The organism is Gaetbulibacter sp. S0825 (assembly GCF_011777505.1).
Lineage (GTDB): Bacteria > Bacteroidota > Bacteroidia > Flavobacteriales > Flavobacteriaceae > Pontimicrobium.
In genome coordinates this window covers 1,234,661-1,253,036 of record NZ_JAATJT010000001.1, presented here as the reverse complement: position 1 = coordinate 1,253,036, position 18,376 = coordinate 1,234,661, and the positions used below count along the sequence as shown (strand labels likewise).

Annotated in this window: 14 protein-coding genes; 8 read left to right on the top strand and 6 right to left on the bottom strand. The window is 32.7% G+C overall.

Annotated elements, in window-relative coordinates; genetic code table 11:
- The first annotated feature begins 3 nt into the window (after nucleotides 1-3).
- Complete coding sequence (locus HB672_RS05675) at nucleotides 4-1,281, top strand: replication-associated recombination protein A (RefSeq protein WP_167609098.1); 1,278 nt, start codon at nucleotides 4-6, stop codon at nucleotides 1,279-1,281.
- On the opposite strand, the gene HB672_RS05670 is transcribed toward HB672_RS05675, so the two are convergent.
- The 4 genes from HB672_RS05670 to radC are packed head-to-tail and all read right to left on the bottom strand — an operon-like array spanning nucleotide 1,278 to nucleotide 4,890.
- A complete protein-coding gene (locus HB672_RS05670) occupies nucleotides 1,278-2,135 on the bottom strand; it encodes a hypothetical protein (protein WP_167609096.1) in 858 nt (285 codons plus the stop codon). The genes HB672_RS05675 and HB672_RS05670 overlap by 4 nt on opposite strands.
- A gap of 42 nt (nucleotides 2,136-2,177) precedes the next feature.
- Nucleotides 2,178-2,867 carry a YjjG family noncanonical pyrimidine nucleotidase gene (locus tag HB672_RS05665; RefSeq protein ID WP_167609093.1) on the bottom strand — a complete coding sequence of 230 codons (690 nt, stop codon included), beginning with the start codon at nucleotides 2,865-2,867 and terminating at the stop codon, nucleotides 2,178-2,180.
- Nucleotides 2,857-4,158, bottom strand: coding sequence for a polysaccharide deacetylase family protein (locus tag HB672_RS05660; protein ID WP_167609088.1), 1,302 nt, complete (start codon nucleotides 4,156-4,158; stop codon nucleotides 2,857-2,859). Before HB672_RS05660 ends, HB672_RS05665 begins: the two co-directional genes overlap by 11 nt.
- A 33-nt stretch (nucleotides 4,159-4,191) precedes the next feature.
- Complete coding sequence (radC, locus tag HB672_RS05655; protein WP_167609085.1) at nucleotides 4,192-4,890, bottom strand: DNA repair protein RadC; 699 nt, start codon at nucleotides 4,888-4,890, stop codon at nucleotides 4,192-4,194.
- Between the two features lie 49 nt (nucleotides 4,891-4,939).
- On the opposite strand from radC, the gene HB672_RS05650 reads away from it, so the two are divergent.
- The 6 genes from HB672_RS05650 to HB672_RS05625 all read left to right on the top strand — a co-directional run bounded on the left by HB672_RS05650 (nucleotide 4,940) and on the right by HB672_RS05625 (nucleotide 9,496).
- Nucleotides 4,940-5,392, top strand: a complete 453-nt coding sequence (locus HB672_RS05650) for a DUF1569 domain-containing protein (protein WP_167609082.1) — start codon at nucleotides 4,940-4,942, stop codon at nucleotides 5,390-5,392.
- A gap of 2 nt (nucleotides 5,393-5,394) precedes the next feature.
- Nucleotides 5,395-5,997, top strand: a complete 603-nt coding sequence (locus HB672_RS05645; protein ID WP_167609079.1) for an FMN-binding negative transcriptional regulator — start codon at nucleotides 5,395-5,397, stop codon at nucleotides 5,995-5,997.
- Nucleotides 5,998-5,999: 2 nt separating this feature from the next.
- A complete protein-coding gene (locus HB672_RS05640; protein WP_167609075.1) occupies nucleotides 6,000-7,064 on the top strand; it encodes an N-acetylmuramoyl-L-alanine amidase in 1,065 nt (354 codons plus the stop codon).
- A 28-nt stretch (nucleotides 7,065-7,092) separates the two neighbouring features.
- Nucleotides 7,093-7,464: a VOC family protein gene (locus HB672_RS05635; protein ID WP_167609072.1), complete on the top strand. Its 372-nt coding sequence runs from the start codon at nucleotides 7,093-7,095 to the stop codon at nucleotides 7,462-7,464.
- A gap of 16 nt (nucleotides 7,465-7,480) precedes the next feature.
- The gene (locus tag HB672_RS05630) at nucleotides 7,481-8,293 is read left to right on the top strand and encodes a hypothetical protein (protein ID WP_167609069.1); all 813 of its coding nucleotides are present in this window, start codon (nucleotides 7,481-7,483) and stop codon (nucleotides 8,291-8,293) included.
- A 192-nt stretch (nucleotides 8,294-8,485) separates the two neighbouring features.
- Nucleotides 8,486-9,496: an alpha/beta hydrolase gene (locus HB672_RS05625; RefSeq protein ID WP_167609066.1), complete on the top strand. Its 1,011-nt coding sequence runs from the start codon at nucleotides 8,486-8,488 to the stop codon at nucleotides 9,494-9,496.
- Nucleotides 9,497-9,659: 163 nt separating this feature from the next.
- Here HB672_RS05625 and HB672_RS05620 read toward each other — a convergent pair whose 3' ends face one another.
- Nucleotides 9,660-11,015 (bottom strand): Mur ligase family protein, encoded by a 1,356-nt coding sequence (locus HB672_RS05620; protein WP_167609063.1) that lies wholly within the window; start codon nucleotides 11,013-11,015, stop codon nucleotides 9,660-9,662.
- 54 nt (nucleotides 11,016-11,069) lie between these two features.
- Complete coding sequence (locus HB672_RS05615) at nucleotides 11,070-12,023, bottom strand: tetratricopeptide repeat protein (RefSeq protein WP_167609059.1); 954 nt, start codon at nucleotides 12,021-12,023, stop codon at nucleotides 11,070-11,072.
- A 142-nt stretch (nucleotides 12,024-12,165) separates the two neighbouring features.
- Here HB672_RS05615 and HB672_RS05610 point away from each other — a divergent pair, with 142 nt between their 5' ends.
- Entirely contained in the window at nucleotides 12,166-18,264 is a 6,099-nt protein-coding gene (locus HB672_RS05610) for an MG2 domain-containing protein (protein ID WP_167609056.1), read from the top strand.
- Nucleotides 18,265-18,376 lie beyond the last annotated feature (112 nt).

Sequence of the window (18,376 nt, the reverse complement as noted above, 5' to 3'; positions counted from 1 at the left end):
AATATGAACGAACCTTTAGCAGAACGTTTAAGACCAAAAACCTTAGAGGATTATATTAGTCAGTCACATTTGATTGGTCCTAATGGCTCACTAACAAGTTCTATTAAGCAAGGAATTATTCCTTCTATTATACTTTGGGGACCACCAGGAATTGGAAAAACTACGTTAGCACATATCATTGCGAATGAATCTAAAAGACCTTTTTACACTTTAAGTGCTATTAATTCTGGAGTGAAGGATGTACGTGAGGTAATTGATAAAGCAAAGCAAAGCGGAGGCTTATTTACTACAAAAAATCCAATTTTGTTTATTGATGAAATACATCGCTTTAGTAAATCGCAACAAGATTCTTTGCTACAAGCCGTAGAGAAAGGTTTGGTAACACTCATTGGAGCAACAACAGAAAATCCAAGTTTTGAAGTTATTCCTGCATTGCTATCTCGTTGTCAAGTCTATATTTTAAATTCTTTCGATAAAAACGATTTAGAGAGCCTTTTAAAGCGTGCTGTTGAAAAAGATGACATTCTATCCAAAAAGAACATAATCATCGACGAAACAGAAGCTCTATTACGCCTTTCTGGAGGTGACGCTAGAAAATTATTGAACATTTTCGAACTAATCGTTAATTCTTACGATTCTGATAAAATTATAATTACCAACGAAGCCGTTTTACAAAAAGTGCAAAACAACACAGTTCGATATGATAAAACTGGCGAACAGCATTACGATATTATTTCGGCATTAATAAAATCTATTAGAGGTAGCGATCCAAATGCTGCTGTGTATTGGTTGGCTAGAATGATTGAAGGTGGTGAGGATGTGAAATTTATTGCAAGAAGATTATTGATTCTAGCAAGTGAAGATATAGGAAATGCAAATCCAACAGCTTTGGTTATTGCTAATAGTACATTTCAAGCAGTTTCAACCATTGGTAATCCTGAATCTAGAATTATATTAAGCCAATGTGTTACCTATTTGGCGTGTTCACCAAAGAGCAATGCAGCTTATAAAGCCATAAAAGATGCGCAACAATTGATACAAGAAACTGGCGATTTAAGTGTGCCGCTTTCCATAAGAAATGCACCAACAAAGCTCATGAAGGAATTAGGTTATGGCGATAATTACCAATATGCGCATAACCATGAAAATAATTTTGCGCTTCATGAATTCCTCCCAGATGATATATCTGGTACTAAACTCTATGATCCAGGTGAAAACTCACGGGAAAAAGGAATGCGCGAGTTTTTAAAAAATCGTTGGAAAGATAAATACGACTATTAAAACTTAATATTTAAAGTTTTTACAGTTGCTTGTTTCCCATCGTTTTTTGATAAATACCAAAAGCTATCTTCTTTATAAACAATAGCATTTTCGTTCTTCACCAAAAACACATTTTCCAAATTAGTTTCAAGCATAATCATTACTACCTTTGGGGTTTTATCTACTAACTGGTAGCCGTTTTCTATTTTTTGAGCATATAGTATATTTATTTCAGAAGCTTCTTTTTTTGCAACTTGATTGACTTCTTTTACAGCTTTCATCTTAGGTTCTATCTTTTCTTCTGCTGCCGCTTTTTTTTCAGGAATTTCTTTTACTTCTGCTTGTTTTTGTTTTAGGGTATTTATTTCTTCTTTTAACTTCTGAAGTTCTTCTTTTGAGTCCTCTCCAGAATCTACAATAGCTTTAGCCAAAATAGCTTCATTTGGTTGGTATTTGTAATTTACTGTTTCAAAATCCATAAAAGCTTCTCTAATTGCAATATTATATGCCACTTTATACTGTTTTTCTCTAGAGGCACCTACTTTAGTAGTATAAATAACATCTCCATTACAATCTTTTAATTGTACTTTTAATTTAGTGGTAAACATACCGCTTTCCTTAATGACGTCGCTTCTTAATGCTAAACACCTATTTCTAATTAAATCTTCAGGGAAATCTGCATCTTCCATAATAGCTTCAAATCCATATTTATTAAACAAAAATTGGGATAAGGAATTAAGTTGATATTTATCTTTTTCGTTTACAAAATCGTATTTATATGGCACAATTACATATTTATAATCGTTAATATTTTTTTGTGCTATTGTCGATGAGATGCTGCCTAAAATCAGGCATATTATCAATAATTTTTTCATTTTATTCTAATTAATCTATTGTGATAAAGATACATTTTGTAATTATAAAAATTGTTTTAATTCTATGAGGTTATCAACATGTTTTACTTCTCCGTTTAAATTTTCGTTGTGATAATTAAAACAAATGGCATCCAAGCCAACACCTAAGGCTCCAAAAATATCTGCTTCTAGATTATCACCAATCATAATACTGTTGTTTGTGTTTGCTTTTGCCAAACCGAGGGCATGATTAAATATTTTAGGGTTTGGTTTCTTTACTCCCACCATTTCGGAATTTGTTACAGTATCAAAATAGTGTTCTATATTGGCATTGTTTAACTTTCCTTGTTGTACCTCTTTAAAACCATTGGTAATTATATGTAGTTGATATTTTGGTTTTAAGTAGTCTAAGATTTCTATAGCACCATCAAATAAATGATTAAACGTACACAAATGAGCAATGTAATCTTCTGATAGTTTATAAATCAAGCTAGGTTTTACAGCAACATTCAGCTCACTAAACGCATCATGTAAACGACCAAAACGTAATTTTGATTTTTCTATTTTTTCTTCTCTATACAATTTCCAATATTTAAAGTTAATGGGTTCATAAACCTCCAAAAACTCTTTTAAATTAGTATCTACATTGTTTAATTGAAATATTTTTTCGAAAGTTAGCCCTGAGTTCTTATCAAAATCCCAAAGAGTATGGTCTAAATCAAAAAAAACGTGAGATATATTATTAATTTTCATGTTCAGAATTTAATGCAAAAGTAAATAACTCCTTAAACCCAAACCATCTTGGGTCATCACTAAAAGAGTAATTATGAAATACTGGTGTAAAAGTGCCATTCACTTTTTTAATTTGTAATATAATTTTTTCTAAAGTTTGTTTTTTATCTAATAAGGAAGCGTGTCTTAATAAGGCATAATCCATTAGATGAAATGTATTTACCAGTAAAGGAGTTTGTATTTCGTAATCTAAATCGTAAAATAAAAAAGGTGTACAAGTTCCAGCTCTAAAACCAATATGGCTAATATAACCCATGGTATAATCTTCCTTTATTTCTAAATCGATTAAATTACGATATAAATGGGGTAAATTTAATTTTGAAAATGAGTTTCTGGAAGCCACAAGTGATGTATTAATGGTTGTTTCCATGTTTAATTTTTCACTCTTTAAAATATTAAAATCTGCTAATGCAAAAAAGGAGGCCTTTAAACCAACATTACAATAATCTGCTACCGATTTTATTAAAGACACAAATTCTTTTTTATTGATACTTATATTTTTGTCGTAAGTTGTATAATCACCAATTAAAAAACATATCAAAAACTTACTATTACTGTGTTTCTGCATGTTAATTATCCATTTATAGGTATCGTAAGGATCTCTTTTAAATCTCAATAAGACCAAATAACGTTGGTACAGCTGTTTTAATTTGAGTCTAAAAACATCATTCATAGTCCCTCCTATAGTTCGCATTAAACCCTTTTGCCTAAAATAATAGGCCATTGGGACGTCTATAACAGGTTTTACACGATAAACTCTCTCTTCAAATTGAAAATCAGGAAATTTTATCTGTAAAGCTTTTCTAAACTTGTATGCCCAAATATCTACTACTGGTTGTTCTAAAAACCCATGCTTAAATGCTAAACTATCTTTGGCTGTAAAACGTCCATAATTATCTTTTACATGAGGCATATATTCCTCATAACGGCTTAATAGATAGAAAGATGCCGCAAAAACATCGAAAGGTATTGAGCTCTTTTCTCCATTATAAAAGAAACACTTTGTCTCCTCCCAGTTTTGCACATGAATATCATTATTGGCTAGTCCTTGTTCAAATAAGATTGAATGACTTTTTATATGAAACTCATTACCTAGTTGTTGTGCAGAGTAAGACATTTTTAAACTATCATGAGCAATAAACTCTTCGACTTGTGTGGTAAAAGATACTGGAATATGTAAAATACGCGTACAAACTTGTTTAAAAATGTAATTTAAACGAGGTGTTATTTTATGAGTATAGACTAATAGCATATTTTTAGTAACAGTCAACAGCTTAAAGTAAATTTACAACATAGCTTCATCTGCGAAGCTAAAGTATGCTTTTTCAGTTATAATTAAATGATCTAAAACCTTTATGTCTAAACTTTTTGCAGCAGTATTTAATTTAGATGTTAGTTGTTTATCTGCTTCGCTAGGTTTTAAAGCTCCTGAAGGATGATTATGAGTTAAAATAATTCCTGTGGCCCCAACTTCTAAAGCTGTTTTAAGTGCCAAACGAACATCTACTAAAGTACCCGTAATGCCTCCTTTGCTTAATTGATTTTTTTGAATGACTTTGTTTGAATTGTTTAAATACACTATCCAAAATTCTTCATGTGGCAATTCGCCAATAATGGGTTGCATAAGCTCAAAGACCGATGCACTAGATGTAATTTTTTTCTTTTCAAGAGCCTCTCCTCCTCTTCGTCTCCTACCTAATTCCAAGGCTGCTGCAATAGTAATAGCCTTTGCTTCACCAATGCCTTTAAAAGCCATTAATTGTTTAATTGAGAGCTTTCCCAATTCACTTAAATTATTATCAACACTTGCCAAAATACGCTTGCATAAAGCCACAGCACTTTCATTTCTACTTCCTGAACCAATTAAAATAGCAACCAATTCAGCATCACTCAAAGCCGCTTTTCCTTTGTCTCTTAATTTTTCTCTAGGTTGGTCGTCTTGATTCCAGTTTTTTATGGAAAAAGAAGATGGTTTTTCTGACATTCAGTAAATATAAATATTGTAAATTTCAGAAGCAATTAAATATTAAATTATGAAATCTTTATTTGAAGCGGAAGCTCACCAAGAAATTCTTGACAGAATAGAAAAATTAGATGAAAAATCACCAGCTAAATGGGGCAAAATGAGTGTGAACCAAATGTTGGTTCATTGTCAAAAACCAATCGAATTATCTCTTGGAGAATCTACCATAAAAAAGCCAAATTTTGTAAAGAAATTTCTTTTCAAAATTATAAGCCCTGCATTGTATAACGATAAACCTTGGAAAGAAGGCTTGCCTACTGCACAAGAGTATGTAATCACAGACAGTTATTCTTTTGATGATGAAAAGAAAAAACTAAAATCTAAGATTGAAAAAATGAGCAACTCAAAGGCTTATTTTGAGCCTTCAAAAAACCATCCTTATTTTGGTAAATTTTCAGCAGATCAATGGGGGAAATCAGCCTACAAACATTTAGATCATCATTTAACACAATTTGGCGCATAACAATGAGTAACTATCCACCACCTCATCATCAAGAAAATGATATTAATCACATGATTAAAGTGATTAAGGCTTATCCTTTAGCTACAGTCATTTCAGTTAAAAACAATCTACCACTTGTCACACACATACCTTTAATTTATAGAGAAACTGATGGAAAACTAATTGGTCATATTGATATTTACAATCCTCAAACCAAATTAATGCGTGATGATAATGATGTAACTATCATTTTTTCTGGTCCTCAATGTTATATTTCTCCAAGTGTGTATACAACAACACAGTTGCCAACTTGGAATTACATAAAGGTGCATTTAAAAGGAAAGGTTAAGGCTATTGAAAGCAAGAGTGCTTTAAAAGAATCGCTTATAATAATGACAGAATTTTTAGAACAACCTAAGCATAAATATATTTTGGAAGCAGACAATCCAAGAATGGAAGCTGCGTTAGATTATATAAAAATGTTTGAAATAACTATTACAGATTGGGAAGGTAAATTCAAATTATCACAAGATAAAAAGAAGAGTGATATCGACGGAGCCAAACAAGAACTAGTTAGATCAAATCAAGTGAGTATTGAGAACTTTTTAAATTCTATTTTTAAATAATTATGACAAGAATAGTACCTTTTATATTCTTTTTTATCATTGGATGTCATTTTGTTTTTAGTCAAACTCCACATAACAAAGTAACTGCAATAAAAGGGGAAGGAATCTATTCTCTACTTCGTAAAAATGGATTAGATCCGTTAAAACATTTTGAAGAATTTATAACACTTAACAAAAAGAACTTAGGAAAAAACAATAGTCTATTTATTGGTAGAATCTATAGACTACCAGAGCTTAATATAGCCAAAGCTGATAGCACTTCTACAACCCAAACGGATAGCATTAAACAAAAAACCCCTAAGTTAAAAGAAATTACTACTGCATTAGAAAAAGAAGAGTTTTCAATTTTTGGTGAAGAGTATGCTTCGGTAACTATTAAAGATAAAAAACTAAATGGTACTATTTACTATTTAATTTCTGGTCATGGTGGACCAGATCCTGGAGCTACCGAAACCTATAATGAAACATTAATCTCTGAAGATGAATATGCCTACGATGTAACTTTACGCCTAGCTCGGATGCTTATTTCTAGTAGCGCCAAAGTATATATAATTATTAAAGACCCTGATGATGGTATTAGAAATAAGCGAATCTTGAAAATTGATTATGATGAATTAAATTATCCAAATAAAAAGATCCCTTTAAGTCAAAAATCACGTTTAAGGCAACGTACTCAAGCCGTAAATAATTTGTTTTTGAAGCATGGAACAAAGTACCAAAGATTAGTTGTTACTCATGTTGATAGCCGAAGTAAAGGCAAAAATATCGATGTTTTTTTCTATCATCACAAAAACAGTAAAAAAGGAAAGCAATTAGCTAAAAACATTCACGAGTCTTTTAAACAAAAATATGCTAAACATCAACCAAACAGACATTATTCTGGAACTGTAAGCCCAAGAAGTGATTTGTATTTAGTAAAAAACACATTACCTCCTATGGTATATATTGAATTGGGGAACATAAAAAATGATAAAGACCAAAAGCGAATACTAAATCACGAAAACCGAGAGGCTTTAGCTAAGTGGATTTATAATGGGATAATAAATGACTTTGAGCAACATAAATAAGTTTAGTACAAAATTAAAAACATAAGACATGAAATTAGGAGCATTCTCAGTAAGTTTAACTGTAAAAGATATTAAAATGTCAAAGCTGTTTTATGAGCAACTTGGGTTTACAAAATTTGGTGGTGATATAGAACAGAATTGGATTATTATGAAAAACGCCACAACTACTATTGGCTTATTTCAAGGCATGTTTGACCAAAATATTTTAACCTTTAATCCTGGTTGGGATGGAAATGCCAATAAATTAGAATCTTTCAAAGATGTTAGAGATATACAAAAAGAGCTTAAAGGAAAAGGGTTTACTATGATTACTGAAGCTGATGAAACTACATCAGGTCCAGCAAGTTTTGTAATTGTAGACCCTGATGGCAACCCTATTTTAGTAGATCAGCATGTGTGATTAATTTTTCGATAATATGAAACGCATCCAACTCTTTGAATTTGAAGATTTTAATTGGTTTCCAAAACCAATACGGACAGGAATGACAAATTTACTAGTCGTGCTTCATAAACTTTTTGGAACTCACGAAGTTCTAACTAACTTAATTACAACTGTAAAAAAGAAACATCATTTTTCACAAATCATCGATTTGGGTTCTGGTTCAGGTGGCGTGATGCCTGAAGTGATAAAAAACTTAAACAAAGAGCAAACAACTAATAAGTTAAAACTCATTCTTACAGATTTACATCCAAATCCTAAATTAGTTAAACGCGTTAACAGCGAACATAAAAACATTTCATATTTAGAAACCTCGTTAAACGCAACTAATCTAAGTAGTGTACCAGAAGGCTTAAAAACCATGATTGCTAGTTTTCATCATATGCCTCCAAGCATAGCAAAAGGTATTTTAAAATCGGCTCAAGACAATAAACAGCCGTTACTTATTTATGAATTAGCCGAAAACAAAATTCCAATTTTGCTATGGTGGATACTATTACCATTATCGTTAGCAATACTTTTTATAATGTCACTTTTTATGACGCTTTTTGTAAGGTCGTTAACTTGGAATCAACTGCTATTTACTTATCTAATTCCAGTTATTCCTATTTGTTATGCTTGGGATGGACAAGCTACTTTAGTTAGAACTTATACTTTTAAAGATATTGAGTATTTACTACAAGATTTTAAAGATGATTCCTATACTTGGGAAATATCACCAGTTAAAAAAGCCAATGGTAAAAATTTGGGATATTATGTTTTGGGATTACCCAATGAACAACATAGTTAACCTCTTGACTTTGTGATAAAAAACACTAGCTTGGTCATTGAAGATTCTGAAGGCAACCCAATTTTGATGGATCAGCATGTTTGACTTTATAAGAAAAAGCGATTAACTTCGTTAACATTGTGTAAAAAAAGTTAAAACGATTCCATACACATCATAAGTTGAGTGTAAGTTGAACCAAAAAACCATTATTTTATGAATAAAAGTATCTTGCTGCTACTGCTGCTAATGAGCTCAAAAATCTTTTCCCAACACGAGAAAATCACAGATAATTGGAAAACTATAAGTATCAATGACAATAATCTAGGTAAAATTGATTACCATGTTTACAAAAATAAAATTAGCGACAAGAAACCTTTAATTGTTTATCTTCAGGGTTCTAAGAACTTCCCTTTGTATTCGCCAAACTCAAATGGGAGATATTCTACCAGCACTACTCTGGGTTTTAAATCCATAAGCAACGATTATCATATTGTTCTTATCAGCAAACCCAATACACCTTTTGTTGATAGCATCAAAGTAACACCCTCAGGCAGGAAATATTACCCTTTGAATGAAGAGTATCGTGAGAAGTATGGTTTAGATTGGAGAGCAAATTCCGCTGACAAGGTAATCAATGATGCATTAAAAAAACTTAATGTAGATAGTTCCACAGTCATTGTTTGGGGACATTCAGAAGGTTCTCAGGTGGCGCCTGCAGTAGCAATAAAGAACAAAAACGTTACGCATGTAATTTCTATGATGGGTAATTCACTTAATCATTTGTATGATTTTATCCTTATGGAAAGGGTTTCAGCCTTGAATGGTGAAAAGTCTAATGAAGAAGCACAGTCAAACATAGATTCTTTATATGCAGAATATGAAAAAATATACAATGACCCAAAATCTACAACAAAAGAATGGTTTGGAGAAACCTATTATAAGTGGAGTAGTTTCACCTTGAATTCCCCTATAGAAAATATGCTGAAGCTTGACATCCCTATTCTTTACGTTGCTGGAGGAAATGACCACCATAGTATCTTGAATATGGATTACGCAAAACTTGAATTCTTACGGAAAGGGAAAGATAATTTAACCTATAAAGTATTTCCAAACTGTGACCATTTTTTTATGGAAACCAAAACAGATGGATCGGGCAAAAAAGAATGGATTGACCATTTGGATGAGGTCAATGGTTTTGCTTTAAAATGGGTAAATGAAAATTGAAAAAAAAACCTACACACAACAATGGTTCTAAGTAATTGCTTGTTCTCTTCTACTTATGAAAATTCCTTCGGAATTTTCTCGCGTTCGTTTTTGTTTACTAAATTAGTTGCTGAAACACGTAACTAATCATACACAAACACGTTAAACGAAATCCTAATTTTTATTAATTGATAAGAGCTTTAACCTCCTCAAAATCCAAACCTCCATAATTGCCCGAACTCATTAAGAGTAAAGCTTTATTATCAAAATTTTGGGAGAATAGGAATTGCTTAAAATCGTCTGGATTGGTATAAATAATTAAATCGTCACGCTCAAAAGCATTGGCAATTTGCTCATGCGTGACTTCCTTTAATTTTTTAATTTCTACAGCGTGAGGTGAATAAAAAACCACAGCCACATCAGCAGTATCTAGAGCTCCTTTGTACTCTTTTAAAAATTCAGCATTCAAACTTGAGTAAGTGTGTAGCTCCAAACAAGCCACTACTACTCTATCTTTATATTGTTCTTTTACAGCATTAGTGGTTGCCTCAACTTTACTTGGCGAATGTGCAAAATCTTTAAAAGCAACACTTTTATTACTTTCAGCTATTTTTTCTAAACGCTTGCTTGCGCCTTTAAAGGTAGAAATAGCTTCATAGAAATCATCTTCATCGATTCCCATGTGTTGACAAATCCACTTTGCTCCTGCTAGATTATTTAAGTTATGCTTTCCAAATACTTCAATTGGCAAAGGGCCTTCAGGAGTTTCCAATAAAGTTACTCCATTTTCAACTGTGTATTCTGGTGTATTATATGGAAGTTTTCTAATGGTGTTTTCAGAAGCTTCTACAACGCGCTTTACTTCAGCATCTTCTTCATTGTAATTAATACTTCCTCCTTTCACAATACTATCTACAAAAATATTGAACTGCTCTACGTAATTTTCATAAGTTGGGAACACGTTAATATGATCCCAAGCAATACCACTTAACAAGGCAATATTTGGTTTGTATAAATGAAATTTTGGGCGTCTATCTATGGGTGAACTCAAATACTCATCTCCTTCCAGCACAATAAAATCGTTGCCCTCAGTGAGTTTTACCATCACATCAAAACCTTCCAATTGCGCTCCAACCATATAATCTACATCTCTGTCGTGATAATACATCACGTGTAAAATCATTGACGTTATAGTTGTTTTGCCATGGCTTCCACCAATAACCACACGAGTTTTGTCTTTAGATTGCTCGTACAAAAACTCAGGATAACTATAAATTTTCAAACCTAATTCTTGAGCTTTCAATAGTTCAGGATTATCTGCTTTGGCATGCATTCCTAAAACGATAGCGTCTAAATTCTGAGTGATTTTTTCCGGAAACCAACCAAAAATTTCAGGCAACAAGCCTTTAGCGTCTAACCTAGATTTTGAAGGATCGTGAATGACATCGTCGCTTCCAGTAATGTTATAGCCTTTATTGTGAAGAGCTATGGCCAGATTGTGCATTGCAGCACCACCAATAGCAATAAAATGTACGTTCATAGTGTGTTATTCAACAGCAACAAATTTCACGAATAGTAACCCAAATTCCAAATTCTAAAGCGAAAGTATTTTTTCCTTCTCTTCTTTAGCTTGCTTAAAATCTGACCGAATATCAAGCGCTTTATCAATCCACTTTAAAGCTTCTTGTTTATTTGCTCTGTGCTTCTGTATTTGTGCCAATCTGTAATATGCCCATTCTATCGGAACTCCGTCTTTTGCAGAATGATTTTCAATGTACATTTTCAAGCAACGCTCACCTTTGTCCAACTCAATATTATAATCTGAGCTTACTTTACCTATTTGATAATTCAAATGATTTTTATTGTGTTTTTCGTAAGCTCCTTCTATGGTTGCAATAGCCTTTTGCGGTTGTTTTTCCGACTCGTACAGCTTCGTTAGTTTATCATAACATGTTAACGAACCACCAACTTCAATAGCTTTCTTGTAATAGATTTCGGCAAGTTTTGGCTCCTTATCATATTCATAAATATAACCCTTAGCTAAGTAGCCATCAACTTTTGATAGGTTCTCTAACTCATCGGCATATTTGAGCGATTTCTTTTTACTACCACCAATAATTCCTGGCAATTGGATGTACAACTCCACTAAAGCCCATCGCGTATCTATATGTTTTGGATCAAGTTCTGCTGCTGTTAAAAAAGCCTCTTTAACGTCACCAATAATACCTAAAGCTTTAAATTTATTCACTTCAAGCGCTTTCATTCCCAAAGCACCTCCATATTTATAGTGATAATTAGCATTATCATCATCGGTATCTACCAGTTTCTTGTATTGTTCAATGGCCTCATCCCATTTTTTTTGGTGACCATAAGCATCACCCAAAAGTTCAATAGCCTTTAAATTATTAGGGTTTTGTTTAGCATAATCACTTGCTATTTCCTCCGCCTTAATAAAACGTTTTTGTTCGAATAATTGATTGATCTCAATCACGATAGATTGTGAAAAGCCAAACATTGGAAAAAATAAGAAAATCAAAAACTTTTTCATTAGCTATTTTGTCGAAAATGTAAAATTAAACTTTCTAGTTGACTTTAAAAAAAGGTAACTTTACTCATCCAACGAAGTATTTTACTCATTTCGTATTTTTTGGAACGCATTTTGAACGTATTATCGTGATAAATTAATAAACATGAACAAAACTATTACCATCATAATGATTCTGCTATTTGCAAACCTTAGCCACTCACAAAATAATTACTCTGATTTATGGAAATCTGTCGAGAAACTTGAAGTGGATGGCTTACCAAAATCTGCTCTAGAAGTGGTTGAAGTCATCAGTGCTAAAGCAGAAAAAAATGATAATAATGTTCAGCGGATAAAAGCGCTTTTATTCAAAAGCAAGTTTGCTTTGATTCTTGAAGAAGATGCGAAATTAAACATCATCAACGACTTTAAAACACAGATTTCTAAAAGTGAATTTCCAACAAAAAACATATTAGAAAGCTTATTGGCTAATCTCTATTGGCATTACTTCCAGCAAAACAGATGGCAGTTTTATAACCGAACTAAAACTTCAGAAAAAGTAGATAAAGACGATTTTAGAACTTGGGATTTACAAACTATATTTGATGAGATTAGCTTGCATTACCAAAATTCTTTAAAACAACAATTATTGTTGAAGCTAGAAGATTTAAAAAACTTTGATGAGCTATTAATTCTTCAGAAAGATTCTAAAACATATAGACCAACACTCTTTGATTTTTTAGCTAATAATGCTTTAGAGTTTTATACAACAGACGAAAACAGCATTACTAAACCTGCTTATAAATTTGAGATTGATAATGAGCAGTTTTTGAATGATGCTAAAAGTTTTTCGCAATTAGCCATCGTTTCAAAAGATAGCACGTCTTTACAATTACAAACCTTAAAATTGTATCAGGATTTAATTCAGTTTCATGTAAAAGATAAATCGCATTATGCTCTTGCAGATGTTGACATTAAACGACTATTGTACGTAAAACAACATGCAACTTTTAGTGATATTGACACTAAATTATTAGAAACTTTAAAGGCTGAAAGCAACCGTTTAAAATCACACGAAGTTTCTGCTTTATATGATTTTGAGATTGCTTCTATTTACGGACGACAAGGTGACACCTATCAACCAACAACTAATGAAACGCATCGCTGGAAACTCAAAGAAGCAATTGAAATATGTAATGCTGTCATTAACAAATTTCCTAAAAGCAAAGGCGCAGAAAAATGCCAGATTTTAAAGCAGCAAATCCTTAAAAAATCTTTACAAATCACAGCTGAAAGTCATTTGTCAATTGATAAAAACTCTCGATTACTCATTCGCTATAAGAATTTTGACCATTTAAATTTCAAGGTGTTTCACGTAAGCAGAAATCAACTTGAAAAACTTAATAAAATTTACAGAAAAGAAGAGCAATTAGCATTTATTAATAAACTAAAAGTTACTAAACAATGGCAAAGCAATTTACGTGATGAGCACGATTATCAAACTCACTCCACAGAAGTTGTATTGCCAGAATTAAACAATGGTTATTATGTAGTATTTGCATCACCTGATAGTGATAAAGAAAGCATGTTTGCATTTGCACCTGTACAAATCACTAATTTGGCGATTGTTGATAAAAGTGATGCGAATCATCATATCTACCAAGTAATTAATAGAAATAATGGCGCACCAATTGCAAATGCTAAAGTGACTTTAAACTTTCGTAGAGGCAATAGCACAGAACAAACCGAACACAAAACCACCAATACTAACGGAGACATTAAAATTAGAAAAACTAAAGGTCGTTATTGGCAATTGGACATTATAGTTAGCACAAAAAATGATAAAGCCTATTTCGATAATTTTTATGTAAATAATCGTGAAAATTTTAGTGAAGAAGAAGCTGAATTTAGAGCTTTTTTATTTACTGACCGAAGTATTTATAGGCCAGGACAAACAGTATATTTTAAAGGCATTGCCATGAAAACCGAAGATGGAAAATCAGAGGTTTTAGAAAAAGAAGCAGTCACTGCCACTCTTTTTGACGTAAATAACGAAATTATATCTCAGCATAAACTAACAACAAACAATTTTGGTTCAGTGTCAGGCGAATTTATTTTGCCTAATAATGGGCTAAATGGTCAATTTAGAATTGAGTTATATTCAGTTGAAAAAAATAGATTTAGGACTAATTCTTATATCTCAGTCGAAGAATACAAACGTCCTAAATTTGAAACCACTTTTAATCCAGTTACTGAAACATATAAAATAAACGATTCTGTGACTGTAAAAGGAAACGCTTTGGCTTATGCTGGAAGCAATATTACAGATGCCAAAGTGGTGTATCGTGTGCATAGAAAAGTGCAATATCCTCGTTGGTATTTTTGGCATCGTCCTTGGTTTAATAGTGAACCACAGGAAATCACTCATGGTGAAACTATCACAAATGAGAAAGGTGAATTTGAAATCACTTTTAAAGCGCAACCAGATGAAAGCGTCGATAAAAGCAGCTTACCTATTTTTAATTATGAAATTATTGCAGATGTCACTGATTTAAATGGTGAAACACGAAGTGCAACTACTATTGTTAATGTTGGATATCATGCCTTAACAGCCAATATTTCGGTTGATGCTAAACTGGACAAAACACAAAAAGAGCATAAACTAACTATTGACACCAAAAACCTGAATGGTGAATTTGCACCAGCAAAAGGAAGCATTAAAATCTATAAATTAATTGCTCCAAAATCTGTCTTGAGACAGCGTCCTTGGAAAGCACCAGATTATCAAATGCTATCTGAAAGTGAGTTCAAAAAACTATTTCCAAATGATGCTTACACCAATGAACATGATAGTAATCAGTGGGAAAAAGGAACACTTGTTTTAGAAAAGTCTTTCAATACTGAAACATCAAAAGAATTCGCTTTAGGAAAGATTAAAAAATGGGAGTCTGGACAATATATCATTGTATTAATAACCAAAGATAAATTTGGACAAGACGTGAAAGACCAAATAAAAACCATCTTGTATAGCGATAAGGACAAGCAGGTTTCTGACAACCAATTATTTGCTGTTACGACTGACAAATCGAAGTATAACATTGGAGATACAGCTGAAATCACATTTGCATCTGCAGCTAATCTCACAGTAACCGTTGACATTGAAAAAGACCACAACATCATTAAAACTGAAGTTATCCATCTTAACAATAACAAGGAAACCATTTGTATTCCTGTCGACAAAAAAGACCTAGGAGGCTTTGTTGTGCATTACAGTTTTGCTGCCTTTAATAGTTTTGAAAATGGTGTGGTAAACATTAGTGTACCTTATCCAAAAACCGACTTAGAAATTGAAACGCTCACCTTTAGAGATAAGCTACAACCAGGAACTGACGAAACTTGGAGTTTTAAGATAAAAGGTCCAAAAGGCGATAAAGTCGCTGCCGAATTATTAGCAAGCATGTACGATGCCTCTTTAGACCAATTTAAACCACACAATTGGAATTTTAACCCAATTCAAAACCCAACATACTACAGTAACTCACGTAGAAATGCTAGACAAGGTTTTGGGACTGTCAATTTTAGGATTCAAAGAGATATACCTGTTTATTATCAATTTAATGCACAACAATACGACCAAATAAATTGGTTTGGGTTTTATATTGGAGGTAAGAATATTAGGTTTTTCAGAGAAAATGCTTATGCTAATATATCACCTTCACGAAAAGTTTCTTCTGGTGTTACTAATATGATGATAAGTGATAGTGAAGAAATAGTGTTAACTGAAGTTGAAGCAACAGAAGAAGACGTTGATGTACTTTTAGCATATAACAGTGAAGGATATAAAAGAAAAGAGAAAAGCAAATTTAATACAGATGGTATTCAAATCCGCAAAAACCTTCAAGAAACAACCTTTTTCTTTCCACATTTACAAACAGATGCAGAAGGTAATGTAACCTTTAGTTTCACCACACCTGAAGCTTTAACCAAATGGAAATTACAATTATTAGCTCATACTAAAACTTTAGAAAGTGCTGTCACTTCTTTAGAAACCTTGACTCAAAAAGAATTGATGGTTATTCCAAATGCGCCACGCTTTTTGCGAGAGGGTGACCAAATTACCATTAGTTCTAAAATTGCAAACCTCACTGATAAAACTTTATCTGGCGCAGCTAGATTAGAACTTACAGATGCAATAACTGGTAAAAGCTTAACTGTTGAATTGCTTGGAAAAACTGGAATAAACTATACAATTCCAATGAAGCTTACAGATAAAGAATTTAAAGTTGATGCCAAAGGCAACACTCAAGTGTCTTGGAGTTTAAACATCCCAGAGACTGTTCAGGCAGTTCAGTATAAAGTGATCGCTAAAACTAATGATTTTAGCGATGGTGAACAAAACGCTTTACCAGTTTTAAGTAACAGAATGTTAGTGACTGAAACCTTACCAATGTGGATAAGAAGCAACGAAACCAGAACATTCACTTTAGATAAGCTAAAAACAAACACCTCGACAACGCTTAAACATCATAAACTTACATTAGAGATGACAAGCAATCCAGCTTGGTATGCTGTTCAAGCCTTACCATACTTAATGGAATATCCTTATGAGTGTAATGAGCAAACGTTTTCACGCTATTATGCCAATGCTTTAGCAAGTCATATTGCAAATAGCAATCCTAGAATTCAAGAAGTCTTTAATCAATGGAGAAATGCTGACGCACTTATTTCTAATCTTGAAAAAAATGAGGAACTTAAATCTATTCTCATTCAAGAAACACCTTGGTTACGAGATGCACAAAGCGAAACCGAACAGAAAAAACGCATTGCTCTGTTATTCGACATGAATAAAATGAGTAACGAGTTACAATCGGCTTTACATAAACTTGAAAACAGTCAAATGACTTCAGGTGGTTGGGCTTGGTTTAATGGTGGACGCGAAAATCGTTATATCACTCAACATATCATAACAGGTTTTGGTCATTTAAAACAGTTAGGTGTCACCCTGAGCCCTTCGACTGCGCTCAGGACAGGCTCCGTCGAGACGTCTATGATTCAAAAAGCCATCAGATATTTGGATTCAGAATTTATAAAAGAGTACAAAAACATCACTAAATACAATAAAGATGTCGACTTAAGCAAAGACCATCTAAGCTATACACAACTGCATTATTTGTATATGCGAAGCTTCTTCAAAGACATTGAAAAATCAAAAGAAGTGGAAGATATCACAGCATATTATCATTCTCAAATCAAAAAATATTGGCTATCTCGCTCATTGTATGCAAAAGGATTGATGGCTTTGGTTGTAGATAGAATGGATGATAACACAACGTCTGCAAAAATTTTAAAGTCATTAAAAGAGAATAGCATCACTTCGGATGAATTAGGAATGTATTGGAAAGAAAACACCAATTCATGGTATTGGTATCAAGCACCAATTGAAACTCAAGCCCTACTAATTGAAGCTTTTTCGGAAATAGAAAATGACACAGAGACGATTGATAACCTGAAAATATGGTTACTTAAAAACAAGCAAACCAACCAATGGAAAACGACCAAAGCAACTACTGAAGCTGTATATGCTTTATTGTTGCAAGGTAGTGATTGGTTAAGCGTTACTGATATGGTTGATGTGGTTTTAGGAGGGAAAGAAATTAGTCCTTCAAAACTAGAAAATGTAAAAGTTGAAGCTGGTACTGGTTATTATAAGACCTCTTGGAATGGTTCCGAAATTCAACCAGAAATGGCTGATGTAAAACTTACAAAAAAAGGAAAAGGTATTGCTTGGGGAAGTTTGTATTGGCAGTATTTTGAGGATTTAGATAAGATTACCTCAGCTGAAACGCCTTTAAAATTAAACAAAAAATTATTCCTAAAAACCAATACAGATAAAGGCGAAGAAATTACTGAAATCACTTCTGAAACTAAACTACAAGTTGGTGATTTAGTAAGAGTCCGCATTGAATTACGAAGTGATAGAACTATGGAATTTATTCACATGAAAGATATGCGAGCTTCAGGATTGGAACCTATAAATGTGTTGTCTCAATACAAATGGCAAGATGGTTTAGGCTATTATCAAAGCACTAAAGACGCTAGCACGAACTTCTTTTTTGACTATCTACCAAAAGGTGTGTATGTATTTGAATACGATTTACGCGTAAACAATGCAGGAAATATGAGTAATGGTATCACTACCATACAAAGCATGTATGCTCCAGAGTTTAGCAGTCATAGTGAGGGTGTTAGAGTTAATGTGAATTAATTTTAGTGTTCTGGGTTTATTTCCGAATCTCACTAGAATAAATGTCAGTTTCTTTCTTTGTTTTCGACAAACAGTTTATAATTAACTCATTACTAACTAATACATATAGATT